The sequence below is a fragment of the Faecalibacterium sp. Marseille-Q4137 genome (assembly GCF_017377535.1).
GTDB lineage: Bacteria > Bacillota > Clostridia > Oscillospirales > Ruminococcaceae > Faecalibacterium > Faecalibacterium duncaniae.
In genome coordinates this window covers 23300-36459 of record NZ_JAFREK010000032.1, presented here as the reverse complement: position 1 = coordinate 36459, position 13160 = coordinate 23300, and the positions used below count along the sequence as shown (strand labels likewise).

The following is a 13160-nucleotide window of genomic DNA, read 5'->3' as shown; positions in this document are numbered from 1 at the left end:
AAATCCGCCTCTGGACACCCTCATCCGCGGGGGTGCTATTGCTTTGATCTTTGTCGCGCACAATTTCTTCTTTGTCCCGCCCTTTGGCCCCCCCCCCCCCGACGCCAACCCCCCCCCGGCCCTCCCCCCCAACCAGAGCGCCACCCCCGCCGAGGAGTCCCGCACCCGCCTGCGCCAGCGCATCCATGCAGAAGCTCTCGCCGACGAAGATGACGACGAGGATGAGACTGAGGAAGTATAATCCCCCAGATACAGCAAAACGAGGACAGCCATTGGCTGTCCTCGTTTTTTGCTTCAATCGTCGTAATGTCCCTTGCACTGATACACTTCGATCAGATCATTTTCAATGCGATAGACCAGCCGGTTCACATCATCGATCCGGCGGCTCCAATACCCGCTGAGATTTTCTTTCAGCCCTTCCGGTTTTCCAATGCCTTCATACGGGCTGCGCGAAATATCCTTGAGCAATGCGTTGATCCGTTTCAGCGTCTTTTTATCCTGAGACTGCCAATACAGATATTCCGCAAAGGCCCGCTCCGTGAAGGTGATCTTACTCATGTTCCATAGCCTCAAGCTCTTCCAGCGTTCTCGTTACAGTCTTTCCCTGACGCATTTCCTCAATGCTGTCATTCAGGGCGGCCATATTGGATGCACTATAAAAGGGATCCATCGAGACTTCAAACGGAATGCGTTTTTCACGCGTCATCTTCTTGGCCAGCATGGTGATGGCTGTTGTCATCGAAAGGCCCAGTTCATTGCAGATTTCATCAAAATCCCGCTTCAGGTTCTCATCCATCCGGACACTTACCGTCGTCATACTCTCACGCTCCTTTGTCACTTTTATTATATTCATATCGTGCGACATTGTCAATACATCGTTGCACAGATTTGTGCAAAAGAAACACCCTGTACATTTCTGCACGGGGTGTTTCTCATCACTGCATCTTAAAGTTCAGATTTATGCGTTGGTCTCGCCGCCCTCAACGACCAGCTCATCCTCATAGTCGAGACCGTAGGTATCCACCAGCGTCTCCTCGTAATCCTTGTGGAAGAAGCTCTCCTCGCCCAGGCTCTTGATCTCGTCGTTGATCCAGTCCAGCAAAGTGGTGTTGCCCTTGCTCACAGCGGGGGCGATGGTATCCTGGCTGCCCAGAGAGGGGATGCCCACCGTGTAGCCGGAGTTCTGCTTTGCAAAAGCGATGACCTCGGTGTTGTCGTTGGCCCATGCTACGCCATTGCCGTTTTCCAGCGCGTTCTTGGCGGTCGCATAGGAATCATACTTCTGCAGGGGAATGTCGGGATATTCCTTGGTCAGGTAGGTCTCGGCGGTGGTGCCGGAAATGACGATCATCTGATCGTCGGCGTTCCAGTTGTCCAGGCTGGTGATGACATTGCTGTCGGGAGAGATGACACCCAGTGCAACATTCATGTAGGGCAGTGCAAAGTCCACCTCCTCAGCGCGCTCGGGCGTAACGGTGAAGTTTGCCAGAATGATATCGACCTTGCCGGTCTGCAGGTACTCAATGCGGTTGGCAGCCTCTGTGGAAACGAAGTTAGCCTCCACGCCCAGATCCTCGGCCAGGCGGCGGGCGAAGTAGACATCATAACCCTGATACTCGCCGTTCTCATCCACATAGCCGAACGGGTTCTTGTCGGAGAAAACGCCGATGTTCACGGTGCCGTCCGCCTTGATCTCGTCCAGCGTGCGGAACACGTCACTGCCCACAGCTGCGGCACTGCCGGATGCAGCAGAGCCGGAAGCGGCAGAGGAGGAGGATGCGCTGCCGCCGCAGGCAGAAAGCAGGGCGGCGGTGGAAACTGCGCCCAGACCCAGCAGGAAGGCACGGCGAGAGATCTTGTTAATTTTCATGGTAGTAACTCCTTTCCTTTCTTTCCCATATAAAAATCTATCCATGATCTGTGACATCATTTCACAGCATCAGACAAAAAGGTTCAACGTGGAAATGGGCTGCTGCGCATTTCTCACTGCTTTGCAACCGCATCAAAGGTGAACGTGCGCAGGAAGCGCTGTGCACGTTCGGTCTGCGGGTGGTCGAAGAAGTCCGCCGGGGGCGCTTCCTCCACAATACGGCCATCGTCCAGAAACAGCACCCGGCTGGCAATTGCCCGGGCAAACTGCATCTCGTGGGTGACGATCACCATAGTCTTGCCCTCACGGGCCAGGTCGAGCATGACATCCAGCACCTCGCGCACCATTTCAGGGTCAAGGGCGGCGGTCACTTCGTCGAACAGCAAAATCTCGGGGTGCATACAGAGCGCGCGCACAATGGCGACGCGCTGCTTCTGACCACCCGAAAGCTCCCGGGGGTAGCTGTTCTTTTTGGCCAGCAGGCCCACGCGGTCCAGCAGGGCCTCGGCTTCCTGCTGCACCTCAGCCCGGGGGCGCTTCTGCACCTTGGTGGGAGCCAGCAGGATATTTTCCAGCACGGTCAGGTGCGGGAAAAGCTCATAGCTCTGGAACACCATGCCGATGCGCTGGCGCAGGGCCGCCAGATTCTTGCCGCCGTAGGCGACCGTCTCACTGCCCAGCTTCACCCGGCCCGCCTGCACCGGCTCCAGACCGTTCAGACAGCGCAGCAGGGTGCTTTTGCCGCAGCCGGAAGGGCCCACCACAACGATGACCTCACCGGGCTTGACGGCAAAGCTGACATTATCCAGAACATTGGTCTTGCCATCGTAGCTTTTTACCAGATGGTCTACAGTCAGGATCGGCTCTGCCATAACAGTCACTTCCATTTCTTTTCGAGATAACCGGCCAGCAGGCTGATGGGCCAGCAGGCCAGAAAATACATGATAAACACGGTGAGGTAGATGCCAAACGCCGCGTTGGGGCTGGCGGTGCGGTTGGCCTCAATGATCTGCTGGGCCACCTTGAGCACCTCCACCACACCGATCATCAACACCAGGCTGGTGGTCTTGATCATGCGGGTGATGAGGTTGATGGACAGCGGGATGAGCCGCCGCACCGTCTGGGGGATGATGATGTACCAATAGGTCTGCGCCCGGCTCATGCCCAGCGCCTCGCTGCTCTCATACTGATGCTTCGGGATGGCGATGAGGGCACCGCGGACGAGATCGCTCATCTCGGCCGTGCCCCAGAGCACGAACACAATGACCGCCGCCGTCTCATGCCAAGGCTCAGGGCACTTTCGGTCTGGATGGGTTCAATGGCTTCCAGCCCGCTGCGGAAGGCCTCGGCCATGTAGCTGCCGCCCAGAAAGGCAAGGCCTGCAATGCCGCAGAGCTCGGCGTTGGTCTTGATGCCGATCTTGGGCAGGCCGTAATAAAGAAAGAACAGCTGGACCAGCAGCGGCGTGTTCCGGCTGAGCTGGATATAAGCGCCCACGATACGGCGCAGCACCGGCACCTTTTCGTACTGGAGCACGGTGCAGACAAGGCCCACAAGGATGGCCCAGAAGATACCGGCCACACCCAGACGCAGGGTGAGCCAGGCCGCTTTTTCATACTGCGGCAGATATTGCGCCATCACATTCCAGTCCATGTCTGTTCCCCTCCTTTTCTCCTGATCTTGCGGATGTTTGTTTCCGTTGGCCGTATGATATACCCATTTCCCTAGAATGTCAATAGGTTAATAGGTTTTTTGTTGCACAAATTCCGGTCAAATTGATAAACAAGCTATTCATCGCTGATTTTTCACTTCTGCTTTTCCACGCAAAAACGCCGTCTCTTGCCTTTTTGCACAAGAGACGGCGGGGTGTTTTGGGGATTTAGTTTTGTTTTTCGAGAAGCTGGTCTACCTTTTTCTGAATTTCTTTGTTGTCGCCCTCATAGTTGATTTCTGATAATGCAAAGCAGCACTCAAATGCAGAATTACCAATCGTCGAGATTTCTTTTCCCAAAAATACCGTTTTCAAAGAAATACAGTTCGCAAATGTATGCGGTCGGATCTCTCCCTTTATCTCTACTCTTGCCCGGGCCAACTTCTCACAGTTTGCAAAAACGCAGTCATCTTCCAACTTTACATTCTCTGGAAGGTCCAGTTCTCGCAGTCCGGTACTTGCAAATGCCGAATTAGAAAGCTCTAGCCCACTATTCTCCGGAAACTCTACCTTTTGCAACGCAGCACAGCCAAAAAAAGCTGACGCACCGATTTTGATCAGCGATTTTGGCAGCTGCACAGATTTCAGATTATAACACCCTGAAAATGCGGCAAAGCCAATCTCCGTAACGCCTTCCGGGATACTCACCGATTCCATGGTGGTATTATTTTTGAAGCATCCTGAATCAATTTTGGTAAACTTCCCGCTGGGCAGAACAACATCCTTTTGCTTGCCGGTATCGTAGCTTTTCAGCACGCCATTCACGATCAATGGATTCTCTTTTTCCGGCACGCTGGATGCTGGCGGCTCCGGTTCACTGGAAGAAGCCGATTCCGAGGGCGCGGGCACTTCCTCCGGCTGAGAGGGAGCCGATACCTCACTGGAAGCGGGCGGTTCCGCAGGCGCGGGCATCTCTCCCCCGCCGCAGGCAGAAAGCAGCACGGTACCGCACAAAAACAGTGCTGTGCACAGAACGGTCCTCCATTTCATAGCGAGCCTCCTATTCTGCCCCGCAGGGGCCATCTTCTTTTTTTCAGAACACTTTGCGGCACTCCACCACAAGGCCGACCACCCGCACCTGCACCCGTTTCAGATCATAGATCTGGGGCTGGTGCACGGGGTTGAAGCTTTTGGGGGTCAGGACCACAAGGCTTCCCTCCTGACGGAAATATTTCACAGTGGCTTCATCGCCGTTGACCATCACCACGGCAAGCTGGCCGTTTTCCACCTCCGGCTGCTCCCGCACCAGGATCTCATCGTTTTCCGAAATGCCCACGGCGTTCATGCTGTCGCCCCGGACACGGAGCCAGAAGTACCGTGCCCCGTCCTTCCGGGTGATGGGGATGTAGCCCTCAATGTTTTCTTCCGCATACATGGGCAGGCCTGCACGCACCGTGCCCAGCAGCGGAGCCGTGAGAGCGGGATCGAACGGGACAGCTCCTTCGGGCAGCTTCCGCTCCTCCTGCACCGACGGGAAGGCTTCGCCCAGCAGTTCCCCCACCGGCACGCCAAAATAGGCGGACACCTTGGCCAGCGTCTCGCCCGATGGGGTCGCCCCGGTGTTTTTCCATTTGGTCACTGTGGAATTGCTCAAGCCCATCTCCTGCGCGGCCCGGCTGCGGCTGATTCCTCTGGCCTGACACAGGGCCGTGTAGCAGTCATAAAACACAAATTTTGCACTCCTTCTTGTGCAGAACGCCGGTTTTCTAACCGAATTCAGATTTTCCCTTGACTTTCTGAATTTAATCAGATATTATAGCTTCACAAGCTGATTTTGGTTAGATTTTATCCACCAAACCATCTGCGGTCTTTTCACAATCTTACCGGAAACTCTAACCAAAGTCAAGCTTTTTGAACGTAAAAACCACGACAAAAGGAGTGAAACTGTATGATCGAACGTCAGATCCATTTATCCTCGGGCGGCGGGGCTGCTTTGCAGGGGTACGATGGCCTGCTCCGCTTCGGCTACACCAGAAACCGGGGCATCTACGCCCTGCGGGTGGAAGCCGACGGCGAGTGGCAGGGCATGACCCTGCGGGCCTTCTGGCACCTGCCGGATGGGAACGCTGCCCCCTCCACGCTGGTGGCAGACGGCCTTGTGGAGGTACCCGCCCTCATCACGGCTGTGCCCGGGGAGGGGCGCATCACCTTTGAGGGCACCGATGGCACCCGCACCCTGACCAGCGCAGACGTGTGCTACTGCGTGGCCGAAAATTCCGGCACTGAGGACAGCACCCTGCCACAGCCCGGCACGCCCGCCTGGCAGGCCCTGCTCGACCGGCTGAAAGCAGCTGTGGAAAGCGGTGCATTCCGGGGCGAAAAGGGGGAACCCGGACCACAGGGAGAACCCGGTGCCGCAGGACCCACCGGCCCTAAAGGAGAGCCCGGCCCGCAAGGCCCGCAGGGAGAACCCGGCCCCCAGGGTCCAAAGGGTGACCCCAGCGATCCCGGCCAGTGGGAGCTGCTGGAAAAGGTGTCCCTGAACGCCGCCGCTGCCAGCTTTGAGCGCACCTTTCCCACCGAACTGCAGGCGCTGAAGGTGCTGTTTCAGGCAGGCAGCAGCCAATCCAAGGGCACGCTGCACTGGGTTTGCAGCACCAGCGATGGTGCTCAGCTGCTCAGTGCTTCTGCCCCCTGTGCCAGCAGCTCGATGTCCAGCCCGCCCACCCGCACCTTTGCCAGCTTTCAGGCACTTCCCTGCTTCGGGCAGTATCTCTGTTTTGCCGCATCCGGCACCACGGGTGCACCGCCTGCGGTCGTTCTGCCTGCCGGAAGCGGCGGCCAGAATGTGGATGCCAGCCAGAAGCTCGGCAGGCTGACCCTGACCGTGGACACCAACGTCCGGCTTGCCGCCGGTGCCACGATCGAGCTGTGGGGCGTTCCAGCCTGAGCAGGCGCACCGAAACCGTTTCCGACGGAACTTTCGGTAAAATTTCTTTCACTTTCCATGAAATTTTCGTGTTTTGCCTTGATGCATCTTCCATATTTTGTTATACTGGTTAAAAAGCGGAAAGTGGGGAATCGGCCATGGATGTCCCTGTTCGGTTTATCGATTCGATCGTCAACAATCCCCTGCTGATGCAGTTTCTTGTGCATCGGTGGTTTTTTCTGCTGGAATATGACCCCCGTCTGGATCAGCTGCGGGTCTACGATACCCGGAGCTGCACGCTGGAGACACTGGATGCCTACCTTGGCTCCGAGAAGCCGGAGCACGCCACGATCTTCGCGGAGGACCGCTGGAAGATGCGCGCCCTGCTCACCGGTGAGCTGTACGGCCCGCTGGAGATGCGCTTTGTCTCGCCGGAGGGGGTGTATTATTCCCGGGAGGTGGATGCCCGCCCGGTCGAGGACCCCGCCCGCGGCACGCTCTATGTAGGCTACGCAAAGGACATCACCGACCAGAAGAATCAGACCCAGGAGCTGCTGGAGCAGGCCCGCCACGATTCCCTGACCCAGCTGTATAACAACCGCACCGGCAAGGAGCTCATTGACCGCTATCTGCAGGCCAAAGATCCCTATGCCTCCTGCGGAATGCTGGTCATCGACCTGGATTTTTTCAAGAACGTCAACGACTGCTACGGCCATCTGTTCGGCGACAAGGTCCTGCAGGAGTTTGCCCGGCTGCTGCGCACCCTGTTCCGCTCCAGCGACATTCTGGTGCGGTTCGGCGGTGATGAATTTGTGGTGTTTCTGAAGGATATCCCCAACACCACCCTGCTCCAGAAGACCCGCCAGCTTTCGGAATCCGTGCAGCAGGTAAAGTTCTGGGAAAACGATTACCGGATGACCTGCAGCATTGGTGCCTGCTTCCTGCCTGAAAACACAGCGGGCTATTCCTTTGACCAGCTGTTCGAAAACGCGGACTGGGCCCTGTATCAGGCCAAGCAGAACGGCCGCAACCAGTATGTGTTCTGCGATAATCTGCGGCGCTATGCCCAGGCGGTTCCTGCCGCCCCGGAAACGGCTGATATCGATGCACGCTACCTGCACAACGACCTGATCTCCACCGCCTTTGAACTGTTTGAGAAGAACAACAGCTTTGAGACCGCCATTCCCCTCTTCCTGAAGATCGTCGGCATCCGGCTGCAGCTGGACCGCATCACCATTGTGGACACCCGCATCCGGGAACGCAGCATCTCCCGGCAGTTCCAGTGGACCTCTCCCCGCGCGGAGCCGGTCCCCCTGAACGGTGAATCCTATACCAAGGAGGACTTCCTGACCCTGTTCCACAGCTATGATGAATACGGCACCACCGTGCTGCAGGCCGACAACATGGGGATGTACTCGCCGCAGGGGCGCGCGCTGCTGATGCAGGGCGGGGCCCAGACAGTGGTCTACGCTGCCATGTACGGCGAGGGCGAATATCAGGGTGCCATTGCCTATGTGGTGTGCGGCAGCAAGCGGTACTGGACACCCCAGAACCGCCGGGAGCTGGGCGAGATCACCAAGATCATCAACGCCTACCTGAGCAAGCATCTGGCCGTGAACGCCGTGAGCCGCGGCATGACCTCTGCCACCGATTTGAGCAGTATCAGGCCCAGCATTACCCGGAGGTACGCCTGCGGGTACGGATGGGTGTGTACGCCATTGAGCCCGGCTGCCTGAGCGCCTCGGCCGCCATCGACAAGGCAAATTTTGCCCGCAAGCAGGTGCACAGCAACACCCGCGTGTCTGCTGTCCAGTTTGACAAAAAGCTGGAGGTCAAGCAGACCCTGACCGGTGAGCTGCTGAGCGGCCTGCCGCAGGCGCTTGAGAACGGTGAGTTCAAACTGTACCTCCAGCCCAAGTTCTCGCCCAAGGATCTCTCGGTCATTGGAGCCGAAGCGCTGACCCGGTGCAGTTCCAACGCGCGGGGCACCGATTTTCTGCGGGAGATCGTGCATCTGGTCAAACGGCTGGGCTACAACGTCATCTGTGAGGGCATCGAGACCGAGGAGCAGGTGCAGCTCCTCCGCTCGCTGGACTGCGACGGCGCGCAGGGCTTCTGGTTCTCCAAGGCCATCCCGGCTGAGGAGTTCGAGCGGCGGTATCTCTGCGACTGAGACAAAAAAACACTCCCCTTCGGGCGGAACCGTGCGGCACACGGTCCTGTCCGAAGGGGAGTGTTGCTGTTTAGAAAGAATTATATCGTGGTCTCGACCCGGGGAGCCCCACCGGCGATCTCTTCTGCCGTCAGGGGGGCAGCCTGCGCCGGAGCGTTCAGGCGCTCCTTGGCGACTGCCAGCATCAGCTTGATGCGGTTTTCCTGGTTGACCCGGGTGGCGCTGGGGTCGTAATCGATGGGGGTAATATTGGCGCTGGGATACAGGGCGCGGATCTTGTTCACCATACCCTTGCCCACGATATGGTTGGGCAGGCAGCCGAAGGGCTGGGCACAGACGATGTTGCCGTAGCCGCCCTGCACCAGCTCGATCATCTCGGCGGTCAGCAGCCAGCCCTCGCCCATCTTGGCCCCCAGCGAAACAATGCCGTGGGGCTTTTCCACCAGCTCCTTGAAGGGCCCGGGGGCATAGAACCCGGCATCGGCTGTGGCCTTGAGCATGGCACGCTCCACGCTGTCCAGCCAGTTAAGCAGCTGATCGGTGCCCATCTTGACGGCCAGCTTGCCGCCGTAAAGGACATGATCCTCGCCCATATTGAAGATGCAGTACTGCACAAAGCCCATCAGGCCCGGGAAGTTCACCTCACAGTCCTGGCTCTCCAGGAACTTCTGCAGGTCGTTGTTGCCCAGGGGACTGTATTTGACGTAGATCTCGCCGACTACGCCCACCTTGACCTTGGGCACCCGGGTCACGGGGATGGCCGCAAAATCCTTTGCAATGAGCGGGAAGGTGTGCTTCATTTCCCGGGCAGTAAAGCCTTTGCCGGCCAGCAGAACGCGGCCCAGACGCTCGACCCACAGATCGACCATCCGGTCAGCGGCTCCCTTTTCGTTCTCGTAGGGGGCCACCTGATTGCGCAGGGCACAGAGCATATCGCCGTAGAAAATGCAGGCCAGCGCGCGGCGGGCCAGCGGCAGGGTCATCTGGAAGCCGCTGTCTTTTTCCAGACCGGAGAAGTTCAGGCTGGCAACGGGGATCTGGGGATAGCCCGCCTTGACCAGAGCCTTGCGGAGCAGGTGGATGTAGTTGGAAGCACGGCAGCCGCCGCCGGTCTGGGTGATGAGCAGGGCCGTATGATCCAGGTCATACTTGCCGCTGTTCAGGGCATCCAGAAACTGGCCGATGACCAGCAGGGCCGGATAGCAGGTGTCGTTGTGGACATATTTCAGGCCCAGCTGTGCCACGGCGCTGCCGCAGTTGCCCAGGATCTCGCACTTGTAGCCGTCGTAGCGCAGGGCGTATTCCAGCAGCCGGAACTGGGTAATGGCCATGTTGGGGATGAGGATGGTGTGGGTCTGCTTCATCTCCGGGGTAAATTTTGGATAATTGTATTCCATAGGTTCCTCCTATGTATCAGGCTTCTGCCTTGGGGGCGGCCTTTTCCTCTGCCGCCTCGTCGCGCTCCTCCAGAGCGGCGAACAGGCTGCGCAGACGGATGTTGACCGCACCCAGATTGGTGATCTCATCGATCTTGAGCTGAGTGTAGAGCTTGCTGCCTGCCTGCAGGATCTCGCGGGTCTCATCGGTGGTAATGGCATCCACGCCGCAGCCAAAGGAGACCAGCTGCACCAGATCCATATCCTTCTGGGTGGTGCAGTACTTGGCCGCCGCATACAGGCGGCTGTGGTAGGTCCACTGGTTCAGCACACTGGTGGGGAACTTTTCCACCCGGTTGGAGATGCTGTCCTCGGTGACAACAGCCGCGCCGTGGCGGGTGATGAGGTGGTCGATGCCATGGTTGATCTCAGGGTCAACGTGGTAGGGGCGGCCAGCCAGCACGATGATGCGCTTGCCCTGACGGCGTGCCTCATCAATGATCTCGCTGCCCTTGACCCGGATCTGGGCCATGTGGGCCTCGTGCTCGGCGTAGGCAGCATCGGCAGCGGCCTGCACTTCCTTTTCGGAAATGCCGCCGAAGTATTTGGGCAGGACTTCCTTTGCCATCTTGCGGACAAAGTCCTTGGGGCGGTGGATGCCCACATAGTCATAGATAAACTTCTGGCCCTCCAGCTCGGGGCAGTTGCCTGCCAGAACTTCAGGGTAATAGGCCACCACCGGGCAGTTATAGTGGTTGTCGCCCAGACCCTCGTCAAAGTTGTAGGTCAGGCAGGGGTAGAAGATGGCATCCAGGTGCATCTGGCTCAAGGCCTTGATGTGGCCGTGGCTCAGCTTGGCCGGGAAGCAGGCGGTATCGCTGGGGATGGTGGCCTGACCGGCCAGATACAGCCCCCGGCTGGACACCGGGCTGGTGTGCACGGCAAAGCCCAGTCTGGTCCAGAAGGTGTGCCAGAAGGGCAGCAGCTCGTACATATTCAGGCAGAGCGGGATGCCAATGGAGCCGCGCTTGCCGGGCACAGGCTTGTAACCGGCCAGCAGCTGCTGCTTGTAGGCGTACAGATTCAGGCTGTCGTCCTCGCTCTTACCGGTCACGGGCTTATCGCAGCGGTTGCCGGAGATGAACTTGCGGCCATCGGCAAAGGTGTTGATGGTGAGCTGGCAGTGGTTGCCGCAGCCGCCGCACTTGACACTGACCACCTTCTGGTCGAAGGCTTCCAGCTCGGCCAGATTCATCATCCTGGAAGTTTCCTGATGGTTCTTATGGCTCTGGCGCTGGCCGAACAGGGCCGCGCCGTAGGCACCCATCAGGCCCGCGATGTCGGGGCGGATGACCTCCACGCCCATCTCTTTTTCAAAGGCGCGGAGAACTGCCTCATTGTAGAAAGTACCGCCCTGCACCACGATCCTGCGGCCCAGCTCCTCGGGGCTGGATGCGCGGATGACCTTGTACAGCGCGTTCTTGACCACACTGATGGACAGACCGGCGGAAATGTTCTCGATGGAAGCACCGTCCTTCTGAGCCTGCTTGACCGAGCTGTTCATAAACACGGTGCAGCGGCTGCCCAGATCCACGGGGCGGTCTGCGAACAGGCCGAGAGCGGCGAACTTCTTGACATCATAGCCCAATGCCTGAGCAAAGGTCTGCAAAAAGCTGCCGCAGCCGGAGGAGCAGGCCTCGTTCAGGAAGATGTTGCTGATGGCACCATCCTCGATCTTGAAGCACTTCATGTCCTGACCGCCGATATCGATGATGAAATCTACATCGGGCATAAAGTATTTGGCGGCGGTAAAGTGAGCCACCGTTTCCACCAGACCATAATCACAGCGGAAGGCGTTCTTGACCAGTTCCTCACCGTAGCCGGTGGTGGTCACGCTGGCCACCTGCAGGCCGGGGTGCTCCCGGTAGATCTTGATCAGCTGTTCCCGGATCAGGGGCAGCGGGTTGCCAAGGTTGGGCTGGTAATTGGTGTACAGGATCTGGCTCTTCTCGTCCACCACCACCAGCTTGACGGTGGTGGAGCCGGAGTCGATGCCGATATGCACCGGGCCGCACTGGGCGCTGAAAGGCACATGAGGCACTCTGTGGGACATGTGCCGGGCATGGAATTCCTCGTACTCCTGCTTGTTGGCAAAGAGCGGAGGCTCACTGGCATAAGTAGCGGTGGCGGCGTACTGGTCCAGCGCGTCGGCCACTGCGGAGAGGTCGAACTCCTTGTCCGCATAGAGGGCGGCACCCAGCGCCACATAGAGCAGGCTGTTCTCGGGGCAGGTTCCGGTGACCCCCAGCGCCTCATCAAAGCTCTTGCGCAGCACGCTGCTGAAGGTCAGCGGCCCGCCCAGATACAGGATATTGCCCTTGATGGGGCGGCCCTGTGCCAGACCGGCAATGGTCTGGTTGACCACCGCCTTGTAGATGCTGGCGGCGATATCCTCCGTGCGCGCGCCCTGATTGATGAGGGGCTGTACGTCGCTTTTGGCAAACACGCCGCAGCGGGACGCGATGGTATAGGTGCGCTCGGCCTTTTCCGCGGCCTTGTTCATCTCGTCGGCACTCATCTTCAGCAGGGTGGCCATCTGGTCAATAAAGGCACCGGTGCCGCCGGCACAGCTGCCGTTCATGCGGACCTCGGTGCCGTTGGTCAGGAACAGGATCTTTGCGTCCTCGCCGCCCAGCTCGATCACGCAGTCGGTGGCGGGCACAAACCGCTTGACTGCCACACGGGTGGAGAACACCTCCTGCACAAAGGGCACGCCGCAGCTGTCGGCCAGGCCCATACCGGCAGAACCGGAGATGCTCAGCAGAGCCTTGTTTCCGTGCAGGTGCTCTGCATCGATGCGGCGCAGCAGCTCCTGCGCCTTTTCCAAAATATGGCTGTAATGACGCTCGTATGTTGAATAAATCAGCGCATCATGTTCGTCCAGCACCGCGCACTTGATGGTGGTGCTTCCGATGTCAAGACCTACTCTCACTTGCTTTTCCTCCTGAGGAACAATATAAAAATACAGTTGTATTATACTCAAAAATCGGGATACAATCAATCCAGTCACCACATTTTACACGCAAAAAATAGTATTTTCCGCTCAAAAAGTTAAACATTTTGTTAAATTCACGAATACAGCCCCCCTGTTTTTCTACATT

Annotated in this window: 13 protein-coding genes and 1 pseudogene; 4 read left to right on the top strand and 10 right to left on the bottom strand. The window is 58.1% G+C overall.

Annotation, left to right across the window (positions count from 1 at the left end; translation table 11 throughout):
- Window positions 1-241: pseudogene (locus J3353_RS12130) on the top strand (transporter); the annotation flags it as partial.
- A gap of 53 nt (window positions 242-294) precedes the next feature.
- Here the strand turns inward: J3353_RS12130 and J3353_RS12125 are convergent.
- The 8 genes from J3353_RS12125 to J3353_RS12090 all read right to left on the bottom strand — a co-directional run bounded on the left by J3353_RS12125 (window position 295) and on the right by J3353_RS12090 (window position 5250).
- A complete protein-coding gene (locus J3353_RS12125) occupies window positions 295-558 on the bottom strand; it encodes a Txe/YoeB family addiction module toxin (protein WP_097770265.1) in 264 nt (87 codons plus the stop codon).
- On the bottom strand, window positions 551-817 hold the full coding sequence (locus J3353_RS12120; RefSeq protein WP_035393578.1) for a type II toxin-antitoxin system RelB/DinJ family antitoxin: 267 nt from the start codon (window positions 815-817) through the stop codon (window positions 551-553). Before J3353_RS12120 ends, J3353_RS12125 begins: the two co-directional genes overlap by 8 nt.
- A gap of 141 nt (window positions 818-958) precedes the next feature.
- On the bottom strand, window positions 959-1864 hold the full coding sequence (locus J3353_RS12115; RefSeq protein WP_349165594.1) for a transporter substrate-binding domain-containing protein: 906 nt from the start codon (window positions 1862-1864) through the stop codon (window positions 959-961).
- A 119-nt stretch (window positions 1865-1983) separates the two neighbouring features.
- Window positions 1984-2742: an amino acid ABC transporter ATP-binding protein gene (locus J3353_RS12110; RefSeq protein WP_097773680.1), complete on the bottom strand. Its 759-nt coding sequence runs from the start codon at window positions 2740-2742 to the stop codon at window positions 1984-1986.
- A gap of 5 nt (window positions 2743-2747) precedes the next feature.
- Window positions 2748-3104, bottom strand: a complete 357-nt coding sequence (locus J3353_RS16490; protein WP_370569200.1) for an ABC transporter permease subunit — start codon at window positions 3102-3104, stop codon at window positions 2748-2750.
- Window positions 3101-3523 (bottom strand): ABC transporter permease subunit, encoded by a 423-nt coding sequence (locus tag J3353_RS16485; protein WP_207684938.1) that lies wholly within the window; start codon window positions 3521-3523, stop codon window positions 3101-3103. The genes J3353_RS16490 and J3353_RS16485 overlap by 4 nt, the downstream gene beginning before the upstream one ends.
- 226 nt (window positions 3524-3749) lie before the next feature.
- Window positions 3750-4571 carry a leucine-rich repeat domain-containing protein gene (locus J3353_RS12095; RefSeq protein WP_179859444.1) on the bottom strand — a complete coding sequence of 274 codons (822 nt, stop codon included), beginning with the start codon at window positions 4569-4571 and terminating at the stop codon, window positions 3750-3752.
- A gap of 43 nt (window positions 4572-4614) precedes the next feature.
- Window positions 4615-5250 carry a LexA family transcriptional regulator gene (locus J3353_RS12090; RefSeq protein WP_207684937.1) on the bottom strand — a complete coding sequence of 212 codons (636 nt, stop codon included), beginning with the start codon at window positions 5248-5250 and terminating at the stop codon, window positions 4615-4617.
- Between the two features lie 219 nt (window positions 5251-5469).
- Between J3353_RS12090 and J3353_RS16535 the strand changes: the two genes are divergently transcribed.
- From J3353_RS16535 to J3353_RS12075, 3 genes are all read left to right on the top strand, one after another.
- On the top strand, window positions 5470-6471 hold the full coding sequence (locus tag J3353_RS16535) for a collagen-like protein (RefSeq protein WP_207684936.1): 1002 nt from the start codon (window positions 5470-5472) through the stop codon (window positions 6469-6471).
- A 137-nt stretch (window positions 6472-6608) separates the two neighbouring features.
- Window positions 6609-8186 carry a GGDEF domain-containing protein gene (locus J3353_RS12080; protein ID WP_207684935.1) on the top strand — a complete coding sequence of 526 codons (1578 nt, stop codon included), beginning with the start codon at window positions 6609-6611 and terminating at the stop codon, window positions 8184-8186.
- A complete protein-coding gene (locus tag J3353_RS12075) occupies window positions 8159-8623 on the top strand; it encodes an EAL domain-containing protein (protein WP_207684934.1) in 465 nt (154 codons plus the stop codon). The genes J3353_RS12080 and J3353_RS12075 overlap by 28 nt, the downstream gene beginning before the upstream one ends.
- Window positions 8624-8703: 80 nt before the next feature.
- On the opposite strand, the gene J3353_RS12070 is transcribed toward J3353_RS12075, so the two are convergent.
- Window positions 8704-10020 (bottom strand): 2-hydroxyacyl-CoA dehydratase, encoded by a 1317-nt coding sequence (locus J3353_RS12070; RefSeq protein ID WP_207684933.1) that lies wholly within the window; start codon window positions 10018-10020, stop codon window positions 8704-8706.
- 16 nt (window positions 10021-10036) lie between these two features.
- Entirely contained in the window at window positions 10037-12991 is a 2955-nt protein-coding gene (locus tag J3353_RS12065) for an acyl-CoA dehydratase activase (protein WP_207684932.1), read from the bottom strand.
- Window positions 12992-13160 lie beyond the last annotated feature (169 nt).

Excerpts from the sequence above, each read along its gene's own strand:
- J3353_RS12125 (WP_097770265.1), bottom strand. The coding sequence starts at position 558 with ATGAGTAAGATCACCTTCACGGAGCGGGCCTTTGCGGAATATCTGTAT.
- J3353_RS12120 (WP_035393578.1), bottom strand. The coding sequence starts at position 817 with ATGACGACGGTAAGTGTCCGGATGGATGAGAACCTGAAGCGGGATTTT.
- J3353_RS12110 (WP_097773680.1), bottom strand. The coding sequence starts at position 2,742 with ATGGCAGAGCCGATCCTGACTGTAGACCATCTGGTAAAAAGCTACGAT.
- J3353_RS16490 (WP_370569200.1), bottom strand. The coding sequence starts at position 3,104 with ATGAGCGATCTCGTCCGCGGTGCCCTCATCGCCATCCCGAAGCATCAG.
- J3353_RS16485 (WP_207684938.1), bottom strand. The coding sequence starts at position 3,523 with ATGGACTGGAATGTGATGGCGCAATATCTGCCGCAGTATGAAAAAGCG.
- J3353_RS12095 (WP_179859444.1), bottom strand. The coding sequence starts at position 4,571 with ATGAAATGGAGGACCGTTCTGTGCACAGCACTGTTTTTGTGCGGTACC.
- J3353_RS16535 (WP_207684936.1), top strand. The coding sequence starts at position 5,470 with ATGATCGAACGTCAGATCCATTTATCCTCGGGCGGCGGGGCTGCTTTG.
- J3353_RS12080 (WP_207684935.1), top strand. The coding sequence starts at position 6,609 with ATGGATGTCCCTGTTCGGTTTATCGATTCGATCGTCAACAATCCCCTG.
- J3353_RS12070 (WP_207684933.1), bottom strand. The coding sequence starts at position 10,020 with ATGGAATACAATTATCCAAAATTTACCCCGGAGATGAAGCAGACCCAC.